Annotated in this window: 36 protein-coding genes; 34 read left to right on the top strand and 2 right to left on the bottom strand. The window is 57.4% G+C overall.

Translation table 11 applies throughout. The features are described from left to right. Nucleotides 1–21 precede the first annotated feature (21 nt). From rpoC to rplQ, 34 genes are all read left to right on the top strand, one after another. On the top strand, nucleotides 22–4,077 hold the full coding sequence (gene rpoC / locus QML71_RS12585) for a DNA-directed RNA polymerase subunit beta' (protein WP_345742353.1): 4,056 nt from the start codon (nucleotides 22–24) through the stop codon (nucleotides 4,075–4,077). Between the two features lie 169 nt (nucleotides 4,078–4,246). Further along, complete coding sequence (gene rpsL / locus QML71_RS12580; RefSeq protein ID WP_237099650.1) at nucleotides 4,247–4,624, top strand: 30S ribosomal protein S12; 378 nt, start codon at nucleotides 4,247–4,249, stop codon at nucleotides 4,622–4,624. Nucleotides 4,625–4,642: 18 nt separating this feature from the next. Further along, on the top strand, nucleotides 4,643–5,116 hold the full coding sequence (gene rpsG / locus QML71_RS12575) for a 30S ribosomal protein S7 (protein ID WP_282012276.1): 474 nt from the start codon (nucleotides 4,643–4,645) through the stop codon (nucleotides 5,114–5,116). 26 nt (nucleotides 5,117–5,142) lie between these two features. Further along, nucleotides 5,143–7,245 carry an elongation factor G gene (gene fusA / locus QML71_RS12570; RefSeq protein ID WP_282012275.1) on the top strand — a complete coding sequence of 701 codons (2,103 nt, stop codon included), beginning with the start codon at nucleotides 5,143–5,145 and terminating at the stop codon, nucleotides 7,243–7,245. A gap of 50 nt (nucleotides 7,246–7,295) precedes the next feature. Continuing rightward, a complete protein-coding gene (gene tuf, locus QML71_RS12565) occupies nucleotides 7,296–8,486 on the top strand; it encodes an elongation factor Tu (RefSeq protein ID WP_282012274.1) in 1,191 nt (396 codons plus the stop codon). After that, entirely contained in the window at nucleotides 8,486–8,794 is a 309-nt protein-coding gene (gene rpsJ / locus QML71_RS12560; RefSeq protein ID WP_282012273.1) for a 30S ribosomal protein S10, read from the top strand. The genes tuf and rpsJ overlap by 1 nt, the downstream gene beginning before the upstream one ends. A gap of 13 nt (nucleotides 8,795–8,807) precedes the next feature. Further along, nucleotides 8,808–9,446 (top strand): 50S ribosomal protein L3, encoded by a 639-nt coding sequence (gene rplC, locus QML71_RS12555; RefSeq protein WP_282012272.1) that lies wholly within the window; start codon nucleotides 8,808–8,810, stop codon nucleotides 9,444–9,446. Nucleotides 9,447–9,466: 20 nt separating this feature from the next. After that, on the top strand, nucleotides 9,467–10,093 hold the full coding sequence (gene rplD, locus QML71_RS12550; RefSeq protein WP_282012271.1) for a 50S ribosomal protein L4: 627 nt from the start codon (nucleotides 9,467–9,469) through the stop codon (nucleotides 10,091–10,093). Continuing rightward, nucleotides 10,093–10,386 (top strand): 50S ribosomal protein L23, encoded by a 294-nt coding sequence (rplW, locus tag QML71_RS12545; protein ID WP_282012270.1) that lies wholly within the window; start codon nucleotides 10,093–10,095, stop codon nucleotides 10,384–10,386. Before rplD ends, rplW begins: the two co-directional genes overlap by 1 nt. Nucleotides 10,387–10,392: 6 nt before the next feature. Beyond that, complete coding sequence (gene rplB, locus QML71_RS12540) at nucleotides 10,393–11,220, top strand: 50S ribosomal protein L2 (protein ID WP_282012269.1); 828 nt, start codon at nucleotides 10,393–10,395, stop codon at nucleotides 11,218–11,220. 25 nt (nucleotides 11,221–11,245) lie between these two features. Beyond that, complete coding sequence (gene rpsS / locus QML71_RS12535; protein ID WP_282012268.1) at nucleotides 11,246–11,530, top strand: 30S ribosomal protein S19; 285 nt, start codon at nucleotides 11,246–11,248, stop codon at nucleotides 11,528–11,530. Nucleotides 11,531–11,554: 24 nt separating this feature from the next. Beyond that, on the top strand, nucleotides 11,555–11,893 hold the full coding sequence (gene rplV / locus QML71_RS12530) for a 50S ribosomal protein L22 (RefSeq protein ID WP_282012591.1): 339 nt from the start codon (nucleotides 11,555–11,557) through the stop codon (nucleotides 11,891–11,893). Nucleotides 11,894–11,900: 7 nt separating this feature from the next. Next, nucleotides 11,901–12,578 carry a 30S ribosomal protein S3 gene (gene rpsC, locus QML71_RS12525; protein WP_282012267.1) on the top strand — a complete coding sequence of 226 codons (678 nt, stop codon included), beginning with the start codon at nucleotides 11,901–11,903 and terminating at the stop codon, nucleotides 12,576–12,578. Between the two features lie 34 nt (nucleotides 12,579–12,612). Next, nucleotides 12,613–13,020 carry a 50S ribosomal protein L16 gene (rplP, locus tag QML71_RS12520; RefSeq protein ID WP_282012266.1) on the top strand — a complete coding sequence of 136 codons (408 nt, stop codon included), beginning with the start codon at nucleotides 12,613–12,615 and terminating at the stop codon, nucleotides 13,018–13,020. Between the two features lie 16 nt (nucleotides 13,021–13,036). After that, nucleotides 13,037–13,300, top strand: coding sequence for a 50S ribosomal protein L29 (rpmC, locus tag QML71_RS12515; RefSeq protein ID WP_282012265.1), 264 nt, complete (start codon nucleotides 13,037–13,039; stop codon nucleotides 13,298–13,300). A 20-nt stretch (nucleotides 13,301–13,320) separates the two neighbouring features. Continuing rightward, nucleotides 13,321–13,581: a 30S ribosomal protein S17 gene (gene rpsQ, locus QML71_RS12510; protein ID WP_282012264.1), complete on the top strand. Its 261-nt coding sequence runs from the start codon at nucleotides 13,321–13,323 to the stop codon at nucleotides 13,579–13,581. 5 nt (nucleotides 13,582–13,586) lie between these two features. Next, entirely contained in the window at nucleotides 13,587–13,955 is a 369-nt protein-coding gene (rplN, locus tag QML71_RS12505; RefSeq protein ID WP_282012263.1) for a 50S ribosomal protein L14, read from the top strand. Then, complete coding sequence (gene rplX, locus QML71_RS12500) at nucleotides 13,955–14,284, top strand: 50S ribosomal protein L24 (protein WP_282012262.1); 330 nt, start codon at nucleotides 13,955–13,957, stop codon at nucleotides 14,282–14,284. Before rplN ends, rplX begins: the two co-directional genes overlap by 1 nt. A gap of 28 nt (nucleotides 14,285–14,312) precedes the next feature. Then, complete coding sequence (gene rplE / locus QML71_RS12495) at nucleotides 14,313–14,855, top strand: 50S ribosomal protein L5 (RefSeq protein ID WP_282012261.1); 543 nt, start codon at nucleotides 14,313–14,315, stop codon at nucleotides 14,853–14,855. 23 nt (nucleotides 14,856–14,878) lie between these two features. Continuing rightward, nucleotides 14,879–15,064, top strand: coding sequence for a type Z 30S ribosomal protein S14 (locus QML71_RS12490; protein WP_282012260.1), 186 nt, complete (start codon nucleotides 14,879–14,881; stop codon nucleotides 15,062–15,064). 39 nt (nucleotides 15,065–15,103) lie between these two features. Continuing rightward, a complete protein-coding gene (gene rpsH, locus QML71_RS12485; RefSeq protein WP_282012259.1) occupies nucleotides 15,104–15,496 on the top strand; it encodes a 30S ribosomal protein S8 in 393 nt (130 codons plus the stop codon). A 15-nt stretch (nucleotides 15,497–15,511) separates the two neighbouring features. Continuing rightward, the gene (gene rplF / locus QML71_RS12480) at nucleotides 15,512–16,057 is read left to right on the top strand and encodes a 50S ribosomal protein L6 (protein WP_282012258.1); all 546 of its coding nucleotides are present in this window, start codon (nucleotides 15,512–15,514) and stop codon (nucleotides 16,055–16,057) included. A 17-nt stretch (nucleotides 16,058–16,074) separates the two neighbouring features. Further along, nucleotides 16,075–16,443, top strand: a complete 369-nt coding sequence (rplR, locus tag QML71_RS12475) for a 50S ribosomal protein L18 (protein WP_282012257.1) — start codon at nucleotides 16,075–16,077, stop codon at nucleotides 16,441–16,443. 45 nt (nucleotides 16,444–16,488) lie between these two features. Then, nucleotides 16,489–16,992, top strand: a complete 504-nt coding sequence (gene rpsE, locus QML71_RS12470) for a 30S ribosomal protein S5 (RefSeq protein ID WP_282012256.1) — start codon at nucleotides 16,489–16,491, stop codon at nucleotides 16,990–16,992. Between the two features lie 14 nt (nucleotides 16,993–17,006). After that, entirely contained in the window at nucleotides 17,007–17,444 is a 438-nt protein-coding gene (rplO, locus tag QML71_RS12465; protein ID WP_282012590.1) for a 50S ribosomal protein L15, read from the top strand. After that, entirely contained in the window at nucleotides 17,445–18,761 is a 1,317-nt protein-coding gene (gene secY / locus QML71_RS12460) for a preprotein translocase subunit SecY (protein WP_282012255.1), read from the top strand. A 3-nt stretch (nucleotides 18,762–18,764) separates the two neighbouring features. Beyond that, nucleotides 18,765–19,406: an adenylate kinase gene (locus tag QML71_RS12455; RefSeq protein WP_282012254.1), complete on the top strand. Its 642-nt coding sequence runs from the start codon at nucleotides 18,765–18,767 to the stop codon at nucleotides 19,404–19,406. A 2-nt stretch (nucleotides 19,407–19,408) separates the two neighbouring features. Further along, on the top strand, nucleotides 19,409–19,627 hold the full coding sequence (gene infA, locus QML71_RS12450; RefSeq protein WP_005007695.1) for a translation initiation factor IF-1: 219 nt from the start codon (nucleotides 19,409–19,411) through the stop codon (nucleotides 19,625–19,627). Nucleotides 19,628–19,650: 23 nt separating this feature from the next. Beyond that, nucleotides 19,651–19,764 carry a 50S ribosomal protein L36 gene (gene rpmJ / locus QML71_RS12445; protein WP_042250588.1) on the top strand — a complete coding sequence of 38 codons (114 nt, stop codon included), beginning with the start codon at nucleotides 19,651–19,653 and terminating at the stop codon, nucleotides 19,762–19,764. A gap of 41 nt (nucleotides 19,765–19,805) precedes the next feature. Further along, the gene (gene rpsM / locus QML71_RS12440) at nucleotides 19,806–20,177 is read left to right on the top strand and encodes a 30S ribosomal protein S13 (RefSeq protein ID WP_282012253.1); all 372 of its coding nucleotides are present in this window, start codon (nucleotides 19,806–19,808) and stop codon (nucleotides 20,175–20,177) included. An 18-nt stretch (nucleotides 20,178–20,195) separates the two neighbouring features. Next, the gene (gene rpsK / locus QML71_RS12435; RefSeq protein ID WP_282012252.1) at nucleotides 20,196–20,588 is read left to right on the top strand and encodes a 30S ribosomal protein S11; all 393 of its coding nucleotides are present in this window, start codon (nucleotides 20,196–20,198) and stop codon (nucleotides 20,586–20,588) included. A gap of 24 nt (nucleotides 20,589–20,612) precedes the next feature. After that, nucleotides 20,613–21,239, top strand: a complete 627-nt coding sequence (gene rpsD / locus QML71_RS12430) for a 30S ribosomal protein S4 (RefSeq protein ID WP_282012251.1) — start codon at nucleotides 20,613–20,615, stop codon at nucleotides 21,237–21,239. A 98-nt stretch (nucleotides 21,240–21,337) separates the two neighbouring features. Further along, nucleotides 21,338–22,363: a DNA-directed RNA polymerase subunit alpha gene (locus QML71_RS12425; protein WP_282012250.1), complete on the top strand. Its 1,026-nt coding sequence runs from the start codon at nucleotides 21,338–21,340 to the stop codon at nucleotides 22,361–22,363. A gap of 53 nt (nucleotides 22,364–22,416) precedes the next feature. Beyond that, nucleotides 22,417–23,001 carry a 50S ribosomal protein L17 gene (gene rplQ / locus QML71_RS14095; RefSeq protein WP_345742330.1) on the top strand — a complete coding sequence of 195 codons (585 nt, stop codon included), beginning with the start codon at nucleotides 22,417–22,419 and terminating at the stop codon, nucleotides 22,999–23,001. A gap of 65 nt (nucleotides 23,002–23,066) precedes the next feature. On the opposite strand, the gene QML71_RS12415 is transcribed toward rplQ, so the two are convergent. Both QML71_RS12415 and QML71_RS12410 read right to left on the bottom strand, forming a co-directional pair. Further along, the gene (locus QML71_RS12415; protein ID WP_282012249.1) at nucleotides 23,067–23,519 is read right to left on the bottom strand and encodes a YkgJ family cysteine cluster protein; all 453 of its coding nucleotides are present in this window, start codon (nucleotides 23,517–23,519) and stop codon (nucleotides 23,067–23,069) included. Nucleotides 23,520–23,717: 198 nt separating this feature from the next. Then, on the bottom strand, nucleotides 23,718–24,704 hold the full coding sequence (locus QML71_RS12410; protein WP_282012248.1) for a radical SAM protein: 987 nt from the start codon (nucleotides 24,702–24,704) through the stop codon (nucleotides 23,718–23,720). Nucleotides 24,705–24,706: the final 2 nt, after the last annotated feature.

The following is a 24,706-nucleotide window of genomic DNA, read 5'->3' as shown; positions in this document are numbered from 1 at the left end:
GAAAAACCCAAGAATCCGATCATGTTCGACGCCATCCGCGTGCGGTTGGCCTCGCCGGAGAAAATCCGGTCCTGGTCGTACGGGGAAGTCAAAAAGCCCGAAACCATCAATTACCGGACCTTCAAGCCGGAGCGGGACGGCCTGTTCTGCGCCAAGATTTTCGGACCGGTCAAGGACTGGGAGTGCAACTGCGGCAAGTACAAACGCATGAAGCACAAGGGGGTGGTGTGCGAGAAGTGTGGCGTGGAAGTCATTCTGTCGAAGGTCCGCCGCGAGCGGCTGGGCCACATCGAGCTGGCCAGCCCGGTGGCGCACATCTGGTTCTTCAAGGGGCTGCCGAGCCGCATCGGTCACGTGCTGGATCTCACGCTCAAGGAACTCGAGCGCATCATCTATTTTGAAAATTACGTGGTGGTCGATCCGGGCGAATCGGATTTCAAACCCGGCCAGCTGTTGAGCGAAGCCGAGTACCGCGAAGCGGAGATCGAATACCCGCACGGCCTGAAGGTGATGGTCGGTTCCGAAGCGGTGTACGAAATGCTGAAGAACCTCGACCTCGACGCCACCGCCGAACAGTTGAAGGAGAACCTGGCGAAGACGACGTCGGTGCTCAACAAGCGCAAGATCGCCAAGCGTCTGAAGATCATCGAGGCCTTCCGCAAATCCGGCAACCGGCCGGAGTGGATGATCCTGAGCGTCGTGCCTGTCATTCCGCCGGAGTTGCGCCCCCTGGTGCCTCTGGACGGCGGCCGTTTCGCCACGTCCGATCTCAATGATCTGTACCGCCGCGTCATCAACCGCAACAACCGCCTCAAACGGCTGATGGAACTCAAGGCGCCGCAGATCATCATCCGCAACGAAAAACGCATGCTGCAGGAAGCGGTGTCGGCCCTGTTCGACAACGGCCGCCGCGGCCGCACCCTGCGCGGCACCAACAAACGTCCGCTGAAATCGCTGAGCGACATGCTCAAAGGCAAGCAGGGCCGGTTCCGTCAGAACCTGCTCGGCAAGCGCGTCGATTACTCCGGCCGTTCCGTTATCGTGGTCGGTCCCGAGCTTAAGCTGCACCAGTGCGGCCTGCCGAAGAAGATGGCGCTCGAATTGTTCAAGCCGTTCATCTTCAACCGGCTCGAACAGAAAGGCTATGCCGCCACCATCAAGACCGCGAAGAAGATGGTCGAGCAGGAACGCGCCGAGGTATGGGAAGTATTGGAAGAAGTCATCCAGAAGCATCCGGTGCTGTTGAACCGCGCGCCCACCCTGCATCGCCTCGGCATTCAGGCGTTCGAACCCGTGCTGATCGAGGGCAAGGCGATCCGCATTCATCCGCTGGTCTGTACCGCGTTCAACGCCGACTTCGACGGCGACCAGATGGCGGTGCACGTGCCGTTGTCGATGGAAGCGCAGGTCGAAGCCAAGCTGTTGATGATGGCGCCGAACAACGTGTTGTCCCCGGCCAACGGCAAACCCATCGCCGTGCCCAGTCAGGACATCGTGCTCGGTTGTTACTACATGACCAAGATCCGCGGCGCCGTTGCCGGCGAAGGCCGCGTGTTCTCCAACCTGCGTGAAGTGCGCGCCGCGTACGATCACGGCGAGCTGCACCTGCAGGCCAAGATGATGGTGGAGATCGACGGCAGCCTTGAGGTCACCACCACCGGACGCGTGCTCATTTATGAAGTGTTGCCGGAAGAGTTGCCGTTCGCGCTGGTCAACCAGGAATTGAACAAGAAGACCCTGTCGAACCTGATCTCCACGTCGTACCAGATCGTGGGCCGGGAAAAGACGGTGAAGCTTTTGGACGCAGTGAAATCCCTCGGATTTCATTACGCCACCGTGGCGGGCCTGTCCATCTCCACCAACTACATGCGGATTCCGAAAGCCAAGGAAGAGCTGGTCAACAAGGCCGGCGATGAAGTGATGCGGGTTTACAACCAGTACCGCGACGGCCTCATCACCAACGGCGAACGGTACAACAAGGTCATCGATATCTGGGCGCACGTCACCGAGCGCGTTTCCGAGGAAATGTTCCGCGAGCTGGAAGTCGAGGACGAAAACATCGTAAAAGGTGTCGAGGCCAAGGACTTCAACTCCATTTTCATCATGGCCGATTCCGGCGCGCGCGGCAGTTCGCAGCAGTTGCGCCAGTTGGCGGGCATGCGTGGCCTGATGGCCAAGCCGTCCGGTGAAATCATCGAGACGCCCATCACCGCCAACTTCCGCGAAGGCCTGTCGGTGATCCAGTACTTCATCTCCACCCACGGCGCGCGCAAGGGCCTGGCCGACACCGCGCTCAAGACCGCCAACTCCGGTTACCTGACCCGGCGGCTGGTGGACGTGGCGCAGGATATCATCATCACCGAAGAAGATTGCGGCACCCTGCGCGGCATCATGCTGTCCTCGCTGGTGGAAGCGGGCGAGATCATTCAGCCTTTGGGCGAGCGCATCCTCGGCCGCACCAGCCTGGAAGACGTGCTCGATCCGTTCACCAATCAAGTGCTGGTCAAGGCCAACGAGATGGTCGATGAGGCGGTGGTCGAGGCCATCGAAAACGCGGGCATCGAGAGCATCCACATCCGTTCCAACCTGACCTGTGAATCCAAGCAGGGGTTGTGTGTGAAGTGTTACGGCCGCAATCTTGCGACCAACGACTGGGTTGAGATCGGTGAGCCCATCGGCGTCATCGCCGCACAGTCCATCGGCGAACCGGGCACGCAGCTGACCATGCGGACGTTCCACATCGGTGGTACCGCCAGCCGCGTCGTCGAGCAGACCACGCTCAGCACCAAGAAGGGCGGCATCGTCAAATACCAGGGTCTGCGCACCATCCGCAACCAGCGCGGCGAGATCATCGTCATGAACCGCAACGGCAGCCTGGTGGTGCAGGACGAGAACGGCCGCGAAAAAGAAAAATATTCCATCGTCTATGCCGCCAAGCTGAAGGTGCACGACGGACAGGAAGTTCACGAAAACCAGACACTGGTCGAATGGGATCCGTACACCAACTCGATCCTCACCGAGGTCGAAGGCACCATCGCGTTCGGCGATGTGGTGGAAGGCATCACCATGAAGGAAGACTTCGACGAGATCACCGGTCTTTCGACCAAGGTCATCATCAGCCACCGCGACGAAAAGCGGCAGCCGCGTATTTCGATCAAGGATGCCAAGGGAGAGACGGTCCGGCGCTACATCCTGCCTGCCGGCGCGCATATCAACGTCAACGAAGGCGACCCGGTCAATGCCGGTGACGTCATCGTCAAGATTCCGCGCGAGACGGCGAAAACGAAGGACATCACCGGCGGTCTGCCGCGGGTCGCGGAACTGTTTGAAGCCCGCAAGCCGCACGAGCAGGCGACCATTTCCGAAATCAACGGTACGGTCAAGTTCGGCGGGTTCGTCAAGGGCATGCGCAAGGTCGTGGTCGTCAACGAAAGCGGCGAGGAACGGGAATACCTGATCCCGCGCGGCAAGCACATCAACGTCCATGAGGGCGACGAGGTGCAGGCCGGGGAGGCGCTGATGGACGGCGCTGCCAACCCGCACGACATCCTGCGCATTCTGGGTGAAAACGAATTGCAGAAGTACCTGGTCAACGAGGTTCAGGAAGTTTACCGGCTTCAGGGTGTGGCCATCAACGACAAGCACATCGAGGTCATTGTCCGGCAGATGCTCCGCCACCTGCAGGTGGATGAGCCCGGCGACACCGATCTGCTGATCGGCGAGCAGGTGACGCGCAAGGTTTTCAATGAGAAGAACCAGGAAATCATTAAAGAAAAAGGCAAGGCAGCCCAGGGTTTGCCGGTCCTTTTGGGGATCACCAAATCGTCCTTGAGCACGGAGAGTTTCATCTCCGCCGCCTCCTTTCAGGAGACCACGCGGGTGCTGACGGAAGTGGCGGTCAGCGGCAAGGAAGACCGGCTGTTCGGGTTGAAAGAAAATGTGATCATGGGTAGGCTCATTCCGGCCGGAACCGGCTGCCGCGCTTACAGCGGCATCCGTATTGAGGAGCCGGAATTCGAGGAAGTGGAAGAGTCGAAGCCTGCAGAAGAAGAGGAAACTCCGGCCACGGTGGAGTAGGAAAAAAATAAGGGAAAATTCCCTTGACTCCCAGCCCGAGAGTGATAAAATCCAGACTTTTCGGCCTACTACAGACATACTCTGAACATTCCAACAAATTCAAATAGTTGAGGATGGGGCAACTGGGTCTTGTTTTAAAAGTTGGTCCTTCTATCGGGAGAGCTTTATTGTGCCGACCATAAATCAATTGGTCAAAAAAGGCCGGCGTCAGCCGGTGGAAAAGACGGCGTCGCCGGCTTTGAAATCGTGTCCGCAAAAACGCGGAGTGTGCGTGCGCGTTTACACGTCCACTCCAAAGAAGCCCAATTCGGCATTGCGTAAAGTGGCGCGCGTCCGGTTGACCAACGGAATGGAAGTGACGAGTTACATTCCGGGTGTCGGGCATAATCTCCAGGAACACTCGATCGTACTGATCCGCGGTGGCCGTGTTAAGGATCTGCCGGGTGTTCGTTACCATGTTGTGCGCGGCAGCCTGGATACGCTGGGCGTGGCCAACCGCATGCAGAGCCGTTCCAAGTACGGCGCCAAGAAACCGAAGAAAACCTGATCGGAATTTGACACAGTTATGGCAAGAAGACGTGAAGCGGAAAAACGAGAGATCCTGCCGGACCCGAAATACAACGATATTCTGGTCGCCCGGTTTGTCAACAGTCTCCTGAAGCAGGGTAAGAAGAGCGTGGCCGAGCGCATGTTTTATTCCGCGCTGGACAACATCGCCAAGCGGGTCAGCGGCGAGGAGCCTATTCGGGTTTTCAAGAAGGCCGTGGACAATGCCGCGCCGATGCTGGAAGTCCGGTCCCGCCGTGTCGGCGGCGCCACCTACCAGGTTCCGGTGGAGGTCAACTCCAGCCGGCGCACGGCGCTGAGCATCCGCTGGTTGATCAGCAATGCGCGGGGACGCGCGGGGCGCTCCATGGCGGACAAGCTCACCGATGAGTTGGTCGATGCGTACAACAGCACCGGCGGCGCGATCCGGAAAAAGGAAGATGTTCATAGAATGGCCGAAGCCAACAAGGCGTTCGCCCACTACCGCTGGTAATGCGGTCATAGGTTGCAATAGGTGTTATGAGTAAGAAACCCAAGATCAGTCAAATTCGAAATATCGGCATCATCGCGCACATCGACGCGGGCAAGACCACGACGACCGAGCGCATCCTTTATTACACCGGCAAGAGCCACAAGATCGGTGAAGTTCATGAGGGCAGCGCCACCATGGACTGGATGCAGCAGGAGCAGGAGCGCGGCATCACCATCACCTCCGCCGCCACCACGTGTTTCTGGCTGGAGCATCAGATCAATATCATTGATACCCCGGGCCACGTCGATTTCACCGCGGAAGTGGAGCGTTCGCTCCGTGTTCTGGACGGCGCCGTGGGTGTGTTCTGTGCCGTGGGCGGTGTGGAGCCGCAGTCGGAAACGGTATGGCGTCAGGCCACCAAATACAAGGTTCCGCGCATCGGGTTTGTGAATAAGATGGATCGTGCCGGCGCCGACTTCCTGGGTTGCGTCAAGCAGATGAAGGATCGGTTGAATGCCAATCCGGTGCCTGTGCAGCTGCCGATCGGTTCGGAGGCGGATTTCATCGGTCTCATCGATCTGGTCACCATGAAGGCCAACGTTTATTCCGACAAGCAGGGTAAGGGCGAAGTGTACGACACCGTGGAGATCCCGGAAGAGTACCTTGAGCAGGCGCAGGAGTATCGCGATCATCTGTTCGAAGCGCTGGCGGATGTGGATGAAGCGCTGATGGAAAAGTATCTGGCCGGTGAAGAGATGACGGAAGCGGAAATCCGGTCTGCGCTGCGCAAGGGCGCGCTCAATCTGGCGTTCACGCCGATCTTCTGCGGCGCCTCGTTCAAGAATAAAGGTGTGCAGCAACTGCTCGATGCGGTGGTCAACTACCTGCCCGCCCCGGACCAGGTTCCGGCGGTGGTCGGCGAGAACCCCAACACGCAGGAAGAGGTGGCGTGCCCGGTGGATGAGAGCAAGCCGCTGGCGGCGCTCGCGTTCAAGATCATGACCGATCCCTTTGTCGGTCAGCTTGCGTATTTCCGGGTGTATTCCGGTCAGCTCAAGAGCGGCACCTATCTGTACAATTCGACCAAGAATCAAAAAGAGCGCGTGGGGCGTCTGTTGCGCATGCATGCCAATAAGCGCGAGGAAGTGGATGTGGTCGGCGCCGGCGATATTGCCGCGGCGATCGGGTTCAAGAAGACGTTCACCGGCGACACCCTGTGTGTTGAAGATCATCCCGTTATTCTGGAAGCCATTTCCTTTCCGCAGCCCGTTATTTCCGTGGCCATCGAGCCCAAGACGAAGCCGGAGCAGGAGAAGCTTTCCGATTGTCTCATCAAGTTGCAGCAGGAAGATCCCACGTTTGAAGTGAAGGTGGATAAGGAGACTTCGCAGACCATCATTTCCGGCATGGGCGAGTTGCATCTGGAGATTCTGGTGGATCGCATGAAGCGCGAGTTCAATCTGGATGTGAGCGTGTCCAAGCCGCAGGTGGCGTACCGCGAAACCATCACCAAAACGATTGAGCATTCCCACAAATACATCAAACAGACCGGCGGCCGCGGCCAGTACGGCCATGTTGAGATTCAGGTCGAGCCCCGCAAGGCGGGCGAAGGCTTTGAGTTCGTCAACAAGATCGTCGGTGGCTCCATTCCGAAAGAGTACATTCCCGCAGTGCAGAAAGGGGTTCAGGAGTCGATGGACCGCGGCGTGTTGTGCGGCTATCCCATGGTGGATGTCCGGGTCACGTTGAATGACGGTTCGTATCACGACGTGGACTCCTCCGAGATGGCGTTCAAGATCTGTGCGTCCATTGCCTTCCGCGAGGCGGCACGAAAAGCCACTCCGGTGCTGTTGGAGCCTGTTATGGATGTGGAAGTGGTCACGCCCGAAGAGTTCATGGGTGATGTGATCGGGCATCTCAATTCGAAGCGCGGCAAGGTGAAGGACCTGGGTGACCGGGCCGGCGCCAAGATTGTGCGCTGTGAAGTGCCGTTGGCCGGCATGTTCGGGTATTCCACCGATCTTCGGTCGAACACCCAGGGCCGGGCCAACTATTCCATGGAATTTTTGAAATATGACGTGGTGCCGAATGCGATTGCGGAAGAGCTGATCGCCAAGTCCACCGGCACCTCGAGTGAAGTAACCGTATAAATAAATAAAAAATCGGAACAATGCATTCATCATTTATGGAGTGAATCGGTATGGCAAAAGAAAAATTTGTGAGAGATAAACCCCACGTGAACATCGGAACCATCGGTCATGTCGATCATGGTAAAACCACGCTCACAGCGGCCATCACCGAAGTTCTTTCGAAAAAAGGGATGGCGTCGAGTATCGCGTTTGACCAGATCGATAAGGCCCCGGAAGAAAAAGAGCGCGGCATCACCATCGCCATCGCGCACGTGGAATACCAGACCAAAGAGCGTCACTATGCGCATGTGGATTGTCCCGGTCATGCCGACTACGTCAAGAACATGATCACCGGCGCGGCGCAGATGGACGGCGCGATCCTGGTTCTGAGCGCGACCGACGGCCCCATGCCGCAGACGCGCGAGCACATCCTGCTGGCCCGTCAGGTCGGCGTGCCCAAGATCGTCGTGTTCATGAACAAATGCGACATGGTGGATGACCCGGAACTGCTGGACCTGGTTGAGCTGGAAGTGCGCGAGTTGCTCAACAAGTATGAGTTTCCCGGCGATGACATCACCGTGGTTCGCGGCAGCGCCCTGCAGGCTCTGGAAAACGCCGAGGACGACGAAAAGACCAAGTGCATCTGGGAATTGATGGATGCGTGCGACGCGGACATCCCGGTCCCGGAACGCCCGATCGACAAGCCGTTCCTGATGCCGATCGAGGATATCTTCAGCATCTCCGGTCGTGGCACGGTTGCTACCGGCCGTATTGAGACCGGCGTCATCAAGGTGGGTGAGGAAGTCGAGATCGTGGGTTTCCGGCCGACCACCAAGACCACCGTCACCGGTGTTGAAATGTTCCGCAAGCTGCTGGACGACGGGCAGGCGGGCGACAACGTCGGCTGTCTGCTGCGCGGCACCAAGCGCGATGACATCGAGCGCGGCCAGGTTCTGGCCAAGCCCGGTTCCATCACGCCGCACACGAAGTTCAAAGCCGAAGTGTACATTCTGACGAAAGAAGAAGGTGGACGTCACACTCCGTTCTTCAACGGCTACCGTCCCCAGTTTTACTTCCGCACCACCGACGTCACGGGCGTTGTAACGTTGCCCCAAGGCGTGGAGATGGTCATGCCGGGCGACAACGTCACCTTCGAGGTGGATTTGATCACCCCTGTGGCAATGGCCAAAGAGTTGCGGTTCGCAATTCGTGAAGGCGGCCGGACTGTAGGCGCAGGAATTGTCAGCGAGATTACGGAATAATGAGCGATCAGAAGATCAAAATCAAACTGAAGGCCTACGACCACAAGCTGCTGGACTGGTCGGTCGGAGAAATCGTCGAGACGACCAAGCGCACCGGCGCCCGCGTCATCGGCCCCATTCCTCTGCCGACAAAAAGGAACCGCTGGACCGTTCTGCGGTCCCCGCATGTGGACAAGAAATCGCGGGAGCAGTTCGAGATCCGGACCCATAAACGGATTCTGGAAATACTCGAACCCACTCCTCAAACCGTTGACGCGCTCATGAAGCTGGACCTCAGCGGTGGCGTGGACATTGAAATCAAACTGTAGGTGATCGGGGATTATGAAAGGTTTGCTCGGTAAGAAATTGGGAATGACCCAGATATTCGTGGAGAACGGGGACTGCGTTCCCGTGACCGTGATCCAGGTCGAGCGGTGCGTGCCCGTTGACAAGCGCACCGCAAGCAAGAACGGATATGAATCCGTGGTGGTGGCCTACGGCCAGCGCAAACCCAAGCACACCAACAAGCCTTTGCAGGGTTTTTACAATAAGGTTAAGGCCGAACCCGGCCGCGTGCTGGCAGAGTTCCGCGACATGGAAGTGGCTGACGACGCCATGGGTCAGCCGCTCAAGGTGGATGCGTTCGCCGAAGGCGAGTTGGTGAATGTGATCGGCGTTTCGAAGGGACGCGGTTTTTCGGGTGTGGTCCGGCGGTACAACTTCCGCGGGCAGCCTGCATCGCGCGGCACGCACGAGTCGTTCCGCGGCGGCGGTTCCATCGGCATGCACACCTATCCCGGGCGCACGTTGAAGGGCCAGAAGATGGCAGGCCGCATGGGCGGCAAGAAGGTGCATGCCAAAAACCTGAAAGTCATCCGGGTGGATGCAGGCAACAACCTGCTCCTCGTCCAGGGATCGGTGCCGGGGGCCAATGGGGGTCTGGTTCGAGTGATCGGGACTAAAACCGGCGGCAAAAAATAATCAGAACGAAAGAACGGATCATGGCGGAAATCGAGATCGTCAGTACAGAAAACAAAAAGGTCGGAACGGCCACGCTGTCGCCGGAGGTGTTTGAATCTCCGATTCGCGAGCACCTGGTGCAGCAGTACGTCACCATGCAGTTGGCGGCGCGACGCAGTGGCACGGCAGCGACCAAGGAAGGCCGTGGCGAGATCAGCGGTGGCGGCAAGAAACCCTGGCGTCAAAAGGGAACCGGCCGCGCCCGCGCGGGCAGCAGCCGCTCCGCCATCTGGCGCGGCGGCATGACGGTCTTCGGACCGCGTCCGCGTGCCTACACCAACAAGCTTTCCAAGAAATCCCGCAAGATTGCCATCCGCTCTGTTCTTGCCGAGCGATTGCAGAACAACAATATTCATATCGTCGAATCCCTGAATCTGGAAGAAGCCAAAACCGCACAGGCCGTGGCCTTGCTGGGTAAGCTCGGGCTTCCGGGGAGCACTCTGTTCCTGGTCGCGGAAAGAAACCCGAACCTGGAATTGGCGGTGCGCAACCTGCCGCAAGCCAATGTGCTGTCGGTGGAAGGGGTGAATGTGTTCGACCTTCTGGTGCATGATAAGCTCGTGTGCACTCCCGACTCTCTCAAGAAATTGGAGGAGCGACTCAGCTGATGTCCAACGATTATTACAGAGTTCTTGAGAAACCGCTCATCACTGAAAAAAGCACGTTGATGCTGGAAGACGGCAACCGTGTCATGTTTCAGGTGAAGCGGGATGCCAACAAGCTTCAGATCAAGCAGGCCGTGGAGAAGATCTTCAGCGTCACCGTGCTGGATGTGAACACCCTCAACGTCAAACCGAAACACAAGCGGTTCGGTCGCAACGTCGGTTACAGCAAGGCGACGAAGAAGGCCATCGTCACGTTGAAGGACGGCGACAAGATCGATTTTTTTGAAGGAGCGTAAGCGTCCATGCCTGTAAGAAAACTCAACCCGACTTCCGCCGGCGTCCGTTTCCAGACGATTCTGGACTTCAAGGAAGTGACCAAGTCAACTCCGGAAAAGAGTCTGCTGGTTTCGATCAGCCGCAAAGGCGGTCGCAACAACAACGGACGCATCACCGCCCGGCGTCGTGGCGGCGGTCACCGCAAGCTGTACCGGATGATCGATTTCCGCCGCGACAAGGACGGTATATCCGCTCGCGTCGCCGGCATCGAATACGATCCCAACCGCTCCGCGAACATCGCCTTGCTGGTGTATCAGGATGGAGAGAAGCGTTACATCCTGGCGCCGCAACAGTTGAAAGACGGCGACACCGTCATGTCCGGCAAGGGTTCCGAGGTGCGCGTCGGCAACTGCCTGCACCTGGAAGACATTCCGGTGGGCACGACCATTCACAATATCGAGCTGCGTCCCGGTAAAGGCGGTCAGATCGCACGCAGCGCCGGTGCGCACGCCCAGTTGATGGCGAAGGAAGGCGATTACGCCAACATCAAGCTCAAGTCCGGCGAAGTCCGGCTGGTTTCGGTCAAATGCCGCGCCACCATTGGTGCCGTGGGCAATGCCGAGCACGAAAACATTTCTTTGGGTAAGGCTGGGCGCAGCCGCTGGTTGGGACGTCGTCCCCGTCCGCGCGCCGTGGCCATGAACCCGGTGGACCATCCGATGGGGGGTGGTGAGGGTCGTTCTTCCGGCGGACGGCATCCGTGCAGTCCGTATGGCATGCCGGCCAAGGGATTCAAGACCCGGAAGAAAAAGAAAACGTCGGATCGTTATATTCTGAGTCGGCGCAAGAAATAATCATTCTTAAAAAGGCAGGAGCGCTATGGCGCGATCACTGAAAAAAGGGCCGTTTGTCGATCAGCATCTGACGGATAAGGTGGACGAGTTGAACCGCAAGAGCGAGAAGAAGGTCGTCAAGACCTGGTCCCGCCGTTCGACCATTATCCCGGATTTTGTCGGCCACACGCTGGCCGTGCACAACGGCAAGAAGTTCATTCCCGTGTTCGTCACGGAAAACATGGTGGGTCACAAGCTGGGGGAATTTTCCCCGACGCGTACCTTCAAGGCACACAGCGGTAAAACCAAGAAGGCCGCACCGGCCAAGTAAATTGAAATGAGAGCATTGGACATGATGGATGTGAAAGCTCAGTTGAAGCACGCCCGGACGGCACCGCGTAAAGCGCGGTTGATCGCCGATATGATTCGCGGCAAAAACGTGAACGACGCGATGAATATTCTCGTGTTCACGCGCAAGAAGGCGGCTGGCCTGTTCCAGAAGCTGTTGAAGTCGGCCCTGGCCAATGCCGAGGAAAACCACAAGGTGTTGGACGTGGAAGATCTGTATGTCAAGAAGGTCACCGTCGATGAAGGCGTGACCATGAAACGCCAACTGCCGCGGGCGCGGGGCATGACGACCCTGATTCGCAAACGCACCAGCCACATCACGCTTGTGCTGGACGAAAAGGAGTAAGGCAAACATGGGTCAAAAGGTACATCCGTACGGATTCCGGTTGGGAATCAACAAGCCCTGGAAGTCCAACTGGTACGCCAAAAAAGATTACGCGGAGCTCCTGCAGGAAGACATCAGGATCCGCACGCATCTCAGAAAGAACCTGTCCCATGCGGGCATCTCCAATCTGGAAATCGAGCGTTCGGCGAGCCGTATCCGGATCAACATCCACACCGCGCGCCCGGGCATCATCATCGGTAAAAAAGGGCTGGAAGTGGACCGGGTGAAAGAGGAGTTGCAGCGTATCATCGGGACCCAGAAGCAGATCAATCTGAACATCAAGGAAATCCGCCGGGCCGAGTTGGATTCCGGTCTCATCGCGCAGAATGTCGCGACGCAGCTGGAAAAACGGATTTCCTTCCGCCGCGCCATGAAGAAGGCGGTGGTTTCCGCCCTCCGGTTTGGCGGCAAGGGCATCAAGATCCGGGTATCCGGACGCCTGGGCGGCGCGGAGATTGCGCGCAGTGAATGGTACCGCGAAGGCCGCGTGCCGCTGCACACCCTGCGCGCCGACATCGATTACGGCACCGCCGAAGCCCGCACCACCTACGGCATCATCGGCATCAAGGTGTGGGTGTACAAGGGTGAGATTTTTGAGAAAGCGGCTGAAAGCGCTGAAGAAGGTTCCGAAGCCGCCGCTTCCTGACGAATACGAATAGCAAGCTGGGAGAGTATCAGTCATGTTGATGCCCAAGCGCGTCAAGTATCGCAAAAAACACAAGGGCCGGATGCGGGGCACCGCGTTCCGGGGTGGCTCCGTCAACTTCGGCGAGTACGCCCTGCAAACCTTGGAATGTGGATGGATCACCAACCGCCAGATTGAGGCGGCGCGTATCGCCATGACCCGTCACGTCAAGCGTGGCGGTAAAATCTGGCTCCGGATCTTTCCGGACAAGCCGATTTCCAAGAAACCGGCAGAGACCCGCATGGGTAAAGGTAAAGGCAATCCGGAATTCTGGGTGGCAGTGGTCAAGCCCGGCCGGATTCTCTATGAAATGTCCGGCGTGCCGGAAGAAATCGCCCGGGAAGCATTGCGGCTGGCTGCGCACAAACTTCCGGTGTCCACCCGAGTCATCGTGAACAAGTAACAGGCGGAAATCGTATATGAAAATGCAGGAGATCAGAGAGCTGTCTGAAAAGGAACGCGAGGAAAAGCTCGCTGACTTGCAGGAAGAATACTTCAATCTGAAGTTTCAGTTGGCAACGGGGAAAATCGAGGATCCGGGTCGCTTGAAGCACATGCGGCGGGACATCGCCAGGATCAAGACCCTCGGCCAGGCATTGAAGACAGGAACGGCCCAGCCGGCAGTTGCCGGCCAAGCGGAAGCCGGATCCACCTCGTCGAAAGCGGCGGGTAAAAAGAAATGACGACGCCAGGAGACGTAAAGTTGAGTGAAGGCAAACGCAAGCAAACGTTGTTAGGAACCGTCGTCAGCGACAAGATGGACAAGACGGTTGTGGTGCGGGTCGATCGAAAATTCATCCACCCCAAATTCAAAAAAGTAGTCAAGCAGACGACGAAATACAAATGCCATGACGAGACGAATCAGTGTCAGATCGGCGACTTTATTTCGATGAGGCAGGTCCGGCCGTTGAGCAAGGATAAGCGGTGGGCTTTGATTGAAATACTCAAGAAGCGGGAAGTTTAACAGCGATGATTCAACTACGAACCGTATTGGATGTGGCAGACAATTCAGGCGCGCGGAAAGTTCAGTGCATCAAGGTGCTGGGCGGAACCGGCCGGCGCTATGCCTCGGTGGGCGACATCATCGTTGTGGCGGTGAAGGAATGCGAACCGAACAGCAACGTCAAAAAAGGCGATGTCAGGAAAGCCGTGGTGGTGCGGACCCGCAAGGAGATGCGCCGCTCGGAAGGCAGCTATATCAAATTCGATACCAACGCCGCCGTATTGGTCAATGATGCGCGCGAGCCGGTCGGCACCCGCATCTTCGGCCCTGTGGCCCGCGAGTTGCGCGCCAAGAAATTTCTCAAAATCATTTCGCTTGCGCCGGAGGTGCTGTGATGGCTGGCAGCTGGTTGTTGAAAAAAGACGATATCGTCATGGTGACGGCCGGACGCGAACGGGGGAAGAAGGGCAAGATCCTGGCGCTGTACCCGGAAGAAGAACGCGTTACCATCGAAAAGCTCAATTTGTACAAACGGCACATGAAGCCCAGCGGCCAGAACAAGCAGGGCGGCATCGTGGAAAAAGAAGGCAAGATCCATTACTCCAGCGTGCTTCTGGTGTGCGACAAGTGCGGCAAGGGCGTCCGCGTGAAAAGCAAGAAGCTGGACGATGGCAGCCGGGTCCGCGTCTGCATGAAATGCGGCGAAGCGATGGACAAGATCTGATCAGGATGAAAGGTTGACGGAACACAACATGGCACCCAATTTCAAACGGGAATACAACGAAAAATACCGCGGTCAGATCCAGAAGGAACTGGGGCTGAAGAACATCATGGAAGTGCCCCGCCTGGACAAGATTGTGCTGAACATGGGGCTGGGTGAAGCCATCCAGAACGCCAAGCTGATCGAAGCCGGGGTGGAGCAGATGCGGACCATCACGGGCCAGGCGCCGGTGGTGACCAAGGCCAAAAAGGCCATCTCCAATTTCAAGTTGCGCGAAGGCATGCCGGTGGGTGTGCGCGTGACCCTGCGCGGCAACCGCATGTACGAGTTTTTTGAGCGGCTCGTTTGCTTTGCGCTGCCCCGGGTGCGCGACTTCAAGGGGCTTCCGCCGAAAGCGTTCGACGGGCGCGGCAACTACACCATCGGGTTGCGCGAGCAGTTGATTTTTCCGGAAATCAACTTCGATAAGATTGACAAGATCAAGGGCATGAATATCACCATCTGCACCACCGCTCAGAATGATGAGCAGGGACGGGTGTTGTTGAAGACCATGGGATTTCCGATTCGGAATTGAATCCCGATTTTTAGAGGCAAAGCATGGCGAAGAAATCGCTGGTGGCCAAGGCCAATCGCAAGCAGAAATTCAGTGTGCGTGAGTATAACCGGTGCAAGGTGTGCGGTCGGCCGCGGGCCTACCTGCGCAAGTTCGGCTTGTGCCGTATCTGCTTTCGTGCCCGGGCGCTGTTGGGAGAAGTCCCCGGCGTCACCAAGGCCAGTTGGTAAGGCAAAGTGTTGAAGAGAGTTTAGGAGATTTTTGACCTCATGATGACCGATCCCATAGCGGATTTTTTCACCCGGCTCAGGAATGGAATGCAGGTGCGTCACCCTTCGGTGGACCTGCCGAATTCGAAAATGAAAACGCGGATTGCCGAGATTTTGCAGGGTGAAGGATTCGTTCGTAACTTCAAAACCAAGGAAGACAGCAAGCAGGGTCTGTTGCGGGTGTATCTGAAATACCACAACGGCACCCCCTGCGTGCGCGGAATCCGGCGCATCAGCAAGCCCGGACGTCGCGTTTATGTGGACAAGGATCATATCCCGAAAGTGTTGAATGGGCTCGGTGTCGCCATCATCTCCACTTCCCAGGGTGTGGTCACCGATCAGATTTGCCGCGAAAAAGGTATTGGCGGCGAAGTGCTCGGTTATATCTGGTAGAGCAGGAACCTAATTATGTCTCGTATTGGAAGATCGCCGATCAATCTGCCCTCCGGGGTGGAGTGCAACATTCAAGGCAGTCACGTTAAGGTCAAGGGACCCAAGGGGGAACTCCAGCGCGATTTCCACCCCGACATGTTGATCGAAATGGCCGACGGCCAGGTGCTGGTGAAACGGCCCTCGGAAAACCGCACGCACCGGGCACTGCATGGCCTCACCCGGGCGCTGCTCAATAACATGGTGGTGGGTGTCTCCGAAGGCTACGTCAAGCAGTTGAATATCGTCGGGGTCGGTTACAAGGTGGAACTGAAGGGGAAAGCCCTGGTGTTGAATCTCGGCTACTCCCACCCCATCGAATACGCCAGCCCGGATGGAATTGAATTTGAAGTGGACCCGAAAGCCAACACCATCAAGGTGAAGGGCATCGACAAGGAAAGAGTGGGACAGACCTCTGCGGAAATCCGCAAAATGCGGCCGCCCGAGCCTTACAAGGGCAAAGGGGTCATGTATTCCGACGAACGCATTCGCCGCAAAGCGGGCAAAGCCGCCGCGGGCAAATAACCCGAGTCAAACCGATCATGTCAAAAACGAATTTGAGAACCCAGCTTCGGCTGAAACGCAAATACCGGGTGAAGAACCAGACCCAGAAAGACCCGCAGAAACTGCGCCTGACGGTATTCCGCAGCCTCAACCACATCTACGCCCAGATCATCGACGACAGCAATCGCAAGACGCTGGCCGCGGCCTCTTCCTTGAGTCAGGAATTCAAAGCCAAGATGAAAACCGGCGGCAATGTGGAAGCGGCCCGGCTGGTGGGGTCGCTGTTGGGCGAAAAGGCAGCCGCCAACGGTGTCAAGGAAGTGTATTACGACCGCAACGGATTCATCTATGCCGGCCGTGTCAAGGCGTTGGCCGAGGCGGTGCGGGAAAAAGGAATTAAGTTTTAAACCAACCTGACGGGTGTGGAACCCCGAAAGGCAGGAGGATCTCTTTTGCAGGATCGAGCCGCCAAACAACAGGAATTTGTCGATAAAGTCGTCAAGATCAAACGCGTCGCCAAGGTGGTCAAAGGTGGACGTCGCTTCAGCTTCAGTGCGCTGGTCGTCGTGGGCAACCGCGAAGGCAAAGTCGGCTGGGGTCTGGGCAAGGCCAACGAAGTGCCGGAAGCCATCCGCAAAGGGGTGGAGCGCGCCAAGAAGAACCAGGTGCGCGTGGCTCTGGACGGCACCACCATTCCCCACGAGATCGTCGGCCGTTTCGGTTCCGGAGAAGTGTTGCTCAAGCCGGCCAGCCGCGGTACGGGGCTGATTGCCGGAGGCGCCGTGCGCGCCGTGCTGGAAGCCGCGGGAGTCAAGGATATCCTGACCAAGTGCCTCCGCACCAACAACCCGCACAACGTGGTGAAGGCCACCATCGACGGCCTCATGTGCCTGCGTGACCTGCAGCAGTGCCAGGAAGTGCGCGGCAAAGAATTGCATCATAAATCGTCCCGCTGAGTGACCCAATCATGATCGAATTATCCAATCTGAAAATCAATCCCGGATCCCGCAAGAAGCGCAACCGCGTCGGACGGGGTCCCGGCTCCGGCAACGGCAAGACTTCCGGCCGCGGCCAGAAGGGACAGAAGAGCCGTTCCGGCGGCAGTCCTCATCTCTGGTTCGAAGGCGGGCAGATGCCGCTGCAGCGCCGGTTGCCCAAGCGCGGCTTCACCAACATCTTCAAGAAAACCTACGAGCTGGTGAACCTGGGCGATCTCAAAGGCCTCCAGATCGACGGCCCGCTGACTCCTGAAGTGATGAAGGAAAAAGGGCTGATCAATAAAATCGATGCCGTCAAAGTGCTGGCGGATGGCGACCTGAGCGGAGCCATCACCATCCACGCCCACGGGTTCAGCAAGACGGCGGTGGAGAAAATCGAAAAATCAGGGGGAAAGGCCGTAGTCCTTTAAATGAGTGGCGCCGAAAGTTTTGCCAATATATTCCGGATCCCGGAACTCAAACGCCGGGTGCTGTTCACCCTTGGCGTACTGATCGTTTACCGGATCGGGGCGCACATCCCCACGCCGGGCATCGATGGTGCGGCGCTGGCCGAAATTTTTGAACAGGCCAAGGGCACCATCCTCGGGTTCTTTGACATGTTTTCAGGTGGCGCGCTGAGCCGCCTGACGATTTTCGCGTTGGGCATCATGCCCTACATCAGCGCGTCCATCATTTTGCAGTTGCTCACCATCGTGTCGCCGCACCTGGCGCAGTTGAAGAAGGAAGGCGAGCAGGGGCAGAAGAAAATCACCCAGTACACGCGCTACGGCACGGTGCTGTTGAGCATCATCCAGAGCTCCGGCATGGCCGTGGGGCTGGAAGCCATGAAAAGCCCCGGTGGCGCGCCGATCGTGCCCGATCCGGGTTGGCCGTTCCGCCTGATGACCATTTTGACGCTGACGGCAGGCACTGTGTTCATCATGTGGCTGGGCGAGCAGATTTCCGAACGCGGCATCGGCAACGGCATTTCCCTGATCATCTTCACCGGCATCGTCGCCGGCATCCCCTCGGCCGTCGGCATGTCGCTCGACCTGATGGGCACCGGTGAGCTGTCCGTTCTGATCGGTTTGCTGATCATGGCGGTGATGGCGGGGGTGGTCGGATTCATTGTCTTCACCGAAGGTGGGCAAAGGCGCATCCCCATCCAGTACGCCAAACGCGTGGTGGGGCGAAAAATGTATGGCGGCCAGAGCACGCATTTGCCGCTGAAAGTCAACACCTCCGGCGTCATTCCGCCGATTTTTGCGTCCTCGATCATCATGTTCCCGGCGACCATTGCCCAGTTCATCGATCATCCCTGGATGCAGACCATATCGGCGGCCCTGGCACCGGGCAACGTGATTTACAGCCTGATTTTTGCGGGCGCGATCTTTTTCTTCTGTTATTTTTACACGGCCGTCATTTTCAACCCGACGGAAGTGGCGGACAATATGAAGAAACACGGCGGCTTCATTCCCGGCATCCGTCCGGGCCCGAGGACCGCTGAGTACATCGACCAGATCCTGTCGAAGTTGACGTTTTACGGGGCCATTTACCTATCTTTTATATGTATTTTGCCCGATTATCTGATAAAATACCTGAACATTCCGTTTTATTTTGGCGGGACGAGCCTGCTCATCGTCGTTGGTGTCTCCCTCGATACAATGCAACAGATAGAATCCCATTTGGTGATGAGGAATTACGACGGATTCGTCAAAAAAGGGAGGTTGAGGAGTCGCCGAGGCTGATCCATGAGGGTGATATTACTAGGTCCTCCTGGGTCCGGAAAAGGCACCCAGGCCAATTTACTGCAGGAACGGTTTTCCATCCCTAAGATTTCCACCGGGGATATCCTGCGGGCAGCCGTGAGCGACGGCAACGAGCTGGGAAAGCAGGCCGGGGCCTATATGGACCAGGGTCAGCTGGTCCCGGACGAGATTGTCGTCGGGCTGATCAAGAATCGGATTCAGGAAGCGGACTGCCGCAACGGATTCATTCTCGATGGGTTCCCGCGCACCATCGTTCAAGCTGAAAAATTGGAAGAAATGCTGAGGTCTATGAACCAGGACATCGATGTGGTGGTGGACCTGGAGGTGGATCATCAGGAGGTGCTGGTCCGGTTGGCCGGGCGCAGTACCTGCAAGCAATGCGGTGCCATGTATCACACCACGTCGCACCCGCCGAAAGCGGTTGGCGTTTGTGACGAATGCGGCGGCGAGTTGTACCAGCGTGAAGACGATAACGAGGCCACCATCCTCAAGCGGCTTACGGTGTACGACCGGCAGACCGCGCCGCTCAAACAATATTATGAAAATCAGGGAAAATTGAAGACCGCGCCCGGTCGTGGCACGGTCGATGAAATTTTTTCCCGGGTCTGTGAGATGGTCAACTGAATATGTCCAAAGAAGATTCCATCGAAGTCGAAGGAACCGTGCTGGAGCCACTGCCGAATGCCATGTTCCGCGTGGAATTGGAAAACGGACATAAAATCCTGGCTCACATTTCCGGAAAAATGCGTTTGCATTTCATCCGGATCCTGTCCGGAGACAAGGTGAAGGTTCAGCTTTCGCCATACGATCTGAGCCGGGGCCGCATCACGTACCGTTACAAGTAAACACGTCAGTCACAGAGGGCATCATGAAAGTTCAAGCATCAGTCAAAAAGATCTGTAAAAATTGCAAGGTGATCCGTCGGCGTGGCGTGGTGCGCGTGATTTGCGAGAACCCGAAGCATAAACAGAAGCAGGGATGAAGTCCGCCCGCGGACAGTCGAATCTTTAGAAAGGAAAACCCGTGGCACGATTAGCCGGTGTTGACATTCCCATGAACAAACGCGCCATTGTGGCGCTGACTTATATTTTCGGTGTCGGCCCCACCAGCTCGGGAAAAATCCTGGCGTCGGCCAACGTGGCTCCGGAAACCCGGATCAAGGACCTGACGGAAGACGAGTTGACGCGCATCCGTTCCGTCCTCGAAAAAGAATACCAGGTGGAAGGCGATCTGCGCCGGGCCAACAACATGAATCTCAAACGGCTGATGGACATCGGGTGTTACCGGGGTTTGCGGCATCGGCGCGGTCTGCCGGTACGCGGCCAGCGCACACACACCAACGCACGCACCCGCAAGGGCCCGCGCAAGACGGTCGGCGCCAAAGGCAAGAAATAATTTCGAGGTAAAGGACGCATGGCAGATAAGAAACCGAAGACTGGCAAGAAGAAAAGCAAAACCGCACCGGAGATGGGCGTTGCCCACATCCGCGCCACGTTCAACAACACGATCGTGACCATCAGCGATCTGTCGGGGAACGTTGTGTCCTGGTCCAGCGCCGGCGCGCAGGGCTTCAAGGGGTCCCGCAAGAGCACCCCGTTTGCCGCCCAGGTGGCCGCGGAAAAAGCTGCGACCAAGGCCCGCGAAATGGGAATGCGCAAACTGGAAGTGCATGTCAAAGGTCCCGGTGCGGGCCGCGAATCCGCCATCCGCTCCCTGCAGGGCGTGGGGATGGAAATCACCGTTATCCGCGACCGCACGCCGATCCCGCACAACGGGTGCCGGCCCCGCAAACGCAGAAGAGTTTAACCGTTTACTGATAGGAGTAGTGCTTTGGCAAGATATATAGGTTCCGTTTGTCGTCTCTGTCGCCGCGAAGGGGAAAAGTTGTACCTGAAAGCCGAGCGGTGCGATACCCCCAAGTGCGCCATTGACCGCCGAAGCTACGCCCCCGGCCAGCATGGACAGGGCCGCACGAAATTCTCAGAATACGGAGTGCAGTTGCGCGAGAAACAGAAAGTCCGCCGCCTGTACGGGATTCTCGAAACCCAGTTCCGCACCTATTTCAAGCACGCCGACCAGAAAAAAGGCGTCACCGGTGAAAACCTGCTGCAGCAGATGGAGATGCGCTTCGACAACGTCGTCTTCCGGCTGGGTCTCGCGGGTTCCCGGAATGCCGCGCGGCAACTGGTGCGCCACCGTTTTTTCACCATCAACGGAAAGAAAGTGAACGTTCCCTCTTACGCCCTCAAGAAAGGGGATGTGATCGGTTTCGTTGCTTCCAAAAAAGACAAGTTTCCGGTCAAAACCGCGTTGGAGTCGATGAAGGGCAAGACCCCGCCCTCCTGGCTGACCTTCGATTACGACAAGAACGAAGGCACGGTTCTGGAACTGTCCTCGCGTGAGGACGTCACGCTGCCGATCAATGAACAGTTGATCGTTGAATTGTATTCGCGTTGATGCATCGCCGGTCCGGTCGCCGCTCAGAGCGCCTGGCCGCATCGGCCCATCACATATAGACATTTTTTGATACAGCACACAATCGGAGGATAAACTTGATGATGCAGGGAATTGTAAAACCCAAGCGTCTCGATTTTGATAAAAAGACCCGGTCCGAGACCTACGCCAAGTACCAGGCCGGTCCCTTCGAACGGGGCTATGGCATCACCGTCGGCAATTCGCTGCGGCGCATGCTGCTTTCTTCGATCGAAGGCACCGCCGTCACCGGTGTGAAGTTTGATGGCGTGTTCCACGAATTCTCGTCCATTCCGGGCGTCATGGAAGACGTGACCGAAATCATTCTCAATCTGAAAAAGCTGAAGCTGAAACTCAATGGCAGCGAAGACAGCAAGCGCCTGTACCTGAAGCGCAACACCGCAGGCGAAGTGCTGGCCAGTGATTTTCAGGAAGATTCGGATGTCACCATCCTGAGCCCGGATCATAAGATCGCCACGCTCGACAGCAACGGCAATCTGGACATGGAAGTGCTCATCCAGCGTGGACGCGGCTACGTGCCGGCGGACCGGCATGACATGACCACCGAATCGGTGCAGATGATCCCCGTGGACGCGCTGTTCTCGCCGGTGGAAAAAGTGCACTACACCGTCGAAAAAACCCGTGTCGGGCAGTCTCAGGACTACGATTCGCTGGTCATGGAATTGTGGACCGATGGCAGCATCTCTCCGGAAGACGCCGTGGCGCACGCCGCCAAGATCGTCAAGGATCACATGCAGATCTTCATCAACTTCGATGAAGAGCCGGAACCGGTGCAGCCGCAGATCGATGAAAAGAAACAGAAACTGCTCACCAACCTGGCGAAAAGCGTCGAGGAACTGGAGCTGTCCGTCCGCTCCTACAACTGCCTCAAGAACGCGAACATCACCACCATCGCCGAGTTGGTGCAGAAGGGCGACAGCGAAATGCTGAAAACCCGCAACTTCGGCCGCAAGTCGCTCAACGAGATCAAGGAGATTCTCGAAGAAATGGGCCTGTCGCTGGGCTTGAAACTGGAAGATGAAGACATCCGCCAGATTCAGGCGATGCGCAAGAAGAAAGAAGTCGAACTCGAGGGAGAACGCGCCTGAACGGAACCACTCGTTTCACCGGGCCCTGATACTGAACGGAGAGAACAAGCCCCATGCGTCATCTGAAAGCGGGAAGAAAACTGGGCCGCACCTCGGCTCACCGTAACGCGTTGTTCCGCAACCTGGTCACCGCGCTCATCGTCAAGGAGCGCATCCGCACCACGCTGGCCAAGGCCAAGGAACTGCGCAGCCACGTGGAAAAGACCATCACCCTCGGCAAAAAAGGCACCCTGCATGCCCGCCGCCGCGCCCTGCGCGTCGTCCACGGCAAAGAAGCGTTCCTGAAATTGTTCGACACCCTCTCCGACCGCTACGCCAGCCGCAGCGGCGGTTACACGCGCATCCTGCACGTGGGCAACCGGCGCGGAGACGATGCCCCCATGGCCATCATCGAACTGGTCGATCGTGAGGGAGAAAAAGCTCAGGCCGCTCCTGCCAAGGATAAAAAAGGAAAAGGCAAAAAGGAAGACGCCGGAGCCAAAAAAGGAACGAAGGAAAAGAAAGAACCCGCCGCTAAAAAAGAAGAGAAGCCCGCTGCCAAAAAGAAGGCCGCGTCCAAGGACAGCAAGGAAGGCGACAAGCCCGCTGCTAAAAAGTCCACCGCTTCCAGCAAGAAAAAATCCGACGACGAAAAGTAATTTTCGTCGTCGGATTTCTCATCGTTCCGATCCGATAATCCGCCCTTCCCCTTGCGGGGACCCCATCAACTTCCGCAGCCGACCATCGCTTTCAGTTTCTGCCCCTTTGCGCTGGGCTTGCCGTAATCCGGCTCCTTGTACTTGAAGCGGAAGTTCGTGTTCTCATTGATCCAGTCCAGCAGTTCCTTGTAGCTCTTGAAATGCTCGTTGAACCCGTAGTCTCCACCGGTGTACTCGCAGTTTTCAATGCTGTGTTCCTTGCAAATGTAAGGCCGCGTTTCGTAGATGGCGCACTTGTTGTCGTCACGGAGGAAGTTGCACACCGTCTCCACCATCATGTACCAGCCCTTGCGGTAAATATAAAACGACACACCCCGATGGGCGATCTGCCAAAGCATCGCTTCGTAATCCTTGCGCGTCTCCGGCTCATCTACCTGCAACGCGAAATACGTGCAGCATGTTGCCGGCAGACATTTTTTACATTGATCCCACGGGTCTTTAAGCTTGAGTTTAGCCATAATCATCTGTCCTCAGAAATACAATAACCACCTCGCCCTTGCCGTCCCCATGCTAGGCGTAACGCTCTTTCAGCGCAACCCCCCGATCCAAAAAAAATGAAATTACTGAAAAAATCAAACAAGTGAAAGGGCCCTTCCTCCAGCGGGCGGGGACAGGGAGAGCAAGGATCGAATGAGGCTCGATGGACCGCGTTGGGTTCAGGGCCTCACGTACTCGAGAAACGCAGCGGGATCGCGCGTGTCGAAGCGGCGCAGGCCGGCCTCCCTGGCGATGCGCACGGCCTCGCTGTATTCCTCGGAGGTGGTGCGGCGGCAGATTTCGCGGAAGCGGTTCGCCGTCACCTTGCCCGCCGGGCGGTACTGGTCCATGATGTTGACGTAGGTGTCCGGCGAAATATCGGTGGCCAGCCAGCGCATGATAGGGCGCACGTTTTCAGCACTGTCCGGCATCACCAGATGCCGTACCAAAAGACCCCGTTTAGCCAGGCCCTTTTCGTCGAACACCAGGTCCCCCACCTGTTCGTGCATGGCTTTGACGACGGTGCGCGCCGCCTGCGGATAACTTTTGGCCTTGAGGTAGGTGGAGGAGTCCGTTTCCTCCCAGTATTTGAAATCCGGCATGAAGATGTCCACAATGCCGCGCAGGCTCTCGATGCTTTCCAGCGAATCGTAAGCGCCGGTGTTGTACACCAGAGGCAGACGCAGTCCCATCTCCACCGCCAGCGGCAAGGCTTCCAGGATCTGGGGCACCACGTGTTCCGGCGTGACGAAGTTGATGTTGTGGCAGCCCATGCCCTGCAGGCGCAGCATCATCTCCGCCAGCGCTTCCGGCCCCACCTCATCGCCGTCATGATGCTGGCTGATGTCGTAGTTCTGGCAGAACACGCACTTCAGATTACACATGGAGAAGAAGATGGTGCCGCTGCCGCTCCAGCCGCGCAGGCAATCTTCCTCGCCGAAATGCGGGAAGAAGCTGGAGACGATGGCGTGGCGGCCCGTCTTGCACAGGGCGAACTCGTTGTTCAGCCGGTCCACATCACAGTCGCGCGGGCACACCTTGCAGCTTTTGAGCGCGCGCAGGGCCTCCCGTGAGCGACGGAACAATTCCCCCGTCCGGTGCAGGTTCATGTACGCCGGCTCAAAATCCGCGGAGGCAATGGTGAAGGGCGATTGCGATGAGGACATGA

Source organism: Nitrospina watsonii, from assembly GCF_946900835.1.
GTDB classification, from domain to species: Bacteria; Nitrospinota; Nitrospinia; order Nitrospinales; family Nitrospinaceae; genus Nitrospina; species Nitrospina watsonii.
This window is presented reverse-complemented; position numbering and strand designations above follow the sequence as displayed.

Excerpts from the sequence above, each read along its gene's own strand:
- rpoC (WP_345742353.1), top strand. The coding sequence starts at position 22 with ATGTTCGACGCCATCCGCGTGCGGTTGGCCTCGCCGGAGAAAATCCGG.
- rpsG (WP_282012276.1), top strand. The coding sequence starts at position 4,643 with ATGGCAAGAAGACGTGAAGCGGAAAAACGAGAGATCCTGCCGGACCCG.
- fusA (WP_282012275.1), top strand. The coding sequence starts at position 5,143 with ATGAGTAAGAAACCCAAGATCAGTCAAATTCGAAATATCGGCATCATC.
- tuf (WP_282012274.1), top strand. The coding sequence starts at position 7,296 with ATGGCAAAAGAAAAATTTGTGAGAGATAAACCCCACGTGAACATCGGA.
- rpsJ (WP_282012273.1), top strand. The coding sequence starts at position 8,486 with ATGAGCGATCAGAAGATCAAAATCAAACTGAAGGCCTACGACCACAAG.
- rplC (WP_282012272.1), top strand. The coding sequence starts at position 8,808 with ATGAAAGGTTTGCTCGGTAAGAAATTGGGAATGACCCAGATATTCGTG.
- rplD (WP_282012271.1), top strand. The coding sequence starts at position 9,467 with ATGGCGGAAATCGAGATCGTCAGTACAGAAAACAAAAAGGTCGGAACG.
- rplW (WP_282012270.1), top strand. The coding sequence starts at position 10,093 with ATGTCCAACGATTATTACAGAGTTCTTGAGAAACCGCTCATCACTGAA.
- rplB (WP_282012269.1), top strand. The coding sequence starts at position 10,393 with ATGCCTGTAAGAAAACTCAACCCGACTTCCGCCGGCGTCCGTTTCCAG.
- rpsS (WP_282012268.1), top strand. The coding sequence starts at position 11,246 with ATGGCGCGATCACTGAAAAAAGGGCCGTTTGTCGATCAGCATCTGACG.
- rplV (WP_282012591.1), top strand. The coding sequence starts at position 11,555 with ATGGATGTGAAAGCTCAGTTGAAGCACGCCCGGACGGCACCGCGTAAA.
- rpsC (WP_282012267.1), top strand. The coding sequence starts at position 11,901 with ATGGGTCAAAAGGTACATCCGTACGGATTCCGGTTGGGAATCAACAAG.
- rplP (WP_282012266.1), top strand. The coding sequence starts at position 12,613 with ATGTTGATGCCCAAGCGCGTCAAGTATCGCAAAAAACACAAGGGCCGG.
- rpmC (WP_282012265.1), top strand. The coding sequence starts at position 13,037 with ATGAAAATGCAGGAGATCAGAGAGCTGTCTGAAAAGGAACGCGAGGAA.
- rplN (WP_282012263.1), top strand. The coding sequence starts at position 13,587 with ATGATTCAACTACGAACCGTATTGGATGTGGCAGACAATTCAGGCGCG.
- rplX (WP_282012262.1), top strand. The coding sequence starts at position 13,955 with ATGGCTGGCAGCTGGTTGTTGAAAAAAGACGATATCGTCATGGTGACG.
- rplE (WP_282012261.1), top strand. The coding sequence starts at position 14,313 with ATGGCACCCAATTTCAAACGGGAATACAACGAAAAATACCGCGGTCAG.
- QML71_RS12490 (WP_282012260.1), top strand. The coding sequence starts at position 14,879 with ATGGCGAAGAAATCGCTGGTGGCCAAGGCCAATCGCAAGCAGAAATTC.
- rpsH (WP_282012259.1), top strand. The coding sequence starts at position 15,104 with ATGATGACCGATCCCATAGCGGATTTTTTCACCCGGCTCAGGAATGGA.
- rplF (WP_282012258.1), top strand. The coding sequence starts at position 15,512 with ATGTCTCGTATTGGAAGATCGCCGATCAATCTGCCCTCCGGGGTGGAG.
- rplR (WP_282012257.1), top strand. The coding sequence starts at position 16,075 with ATGTCAAAAACGAATTTGAGAACCCAGCTTCGGCTGAAACGCAAATAC.
- secY (WP_282012255.1), top strand. The coding sequence starts at position 17,445 with ATGAGTGGCGCCGAAAGTTTTGCCAATATATTCCGGATCCCGGAACTC.
- QML71_RS12455 (WP_282012254.1), top strand. The coding sequence starts at position 18,765 with ATGAGGGTGATATTACTAGGTCCTCCTGGGTCCGGAAAAGGCACCCAG.
- infA (WP_005007695.1), top strand. The coding sequence starts at position 19,409 with ATGTCCAAAGAAGATTCCATCGAAGTCGAAGGAACCGTGCTGGAGCCA.
- rpmJ (WP_042250588.1), top strand. The coding sequence starts at position 19,651 with ATGAAAGTTCAAGCATCAGTCAAAAAGATCTGTAAAAATTGCAAGGTG.
- rpsK (WP_282012252.1), top strand. The coding sequence starts at position 20,196 with ATGGCAGATAAGAAACCGAAGACTGGCAAGAAGAAAAGCAAAACCGCA.
- QML71_RS12425 (WP_282012250.1), top strand. The coding sequence starts at position 21,338 with ATGATGCAGGGAATTGTAAAACCCAAGCGTCTCGATTTTGATAAAAAG.
- rplQ (WP_345742330.1), top strand. The coding sequence starts at position 22,417 with ATGCGTCATCTGAAAGCGGGAAGAAAACTGGGCCGCACCTCGGCTCAC.
- QML71_RS12415 (WP_282012249.1), bottom strand. The coding sequence starts at position 23,519 with ATGGCTAAACTCAAGCTTAAAGACCCGTGGGATCAATGTAAAAAATGT.
- QML71_RS12410 (WP_282012248.1), bottom strand. The coding sequence starts at position 24,704 with ATGTCCTCATCGCAATCGCCCTTCACCATTGCCTCCGCGGATTTTGAG.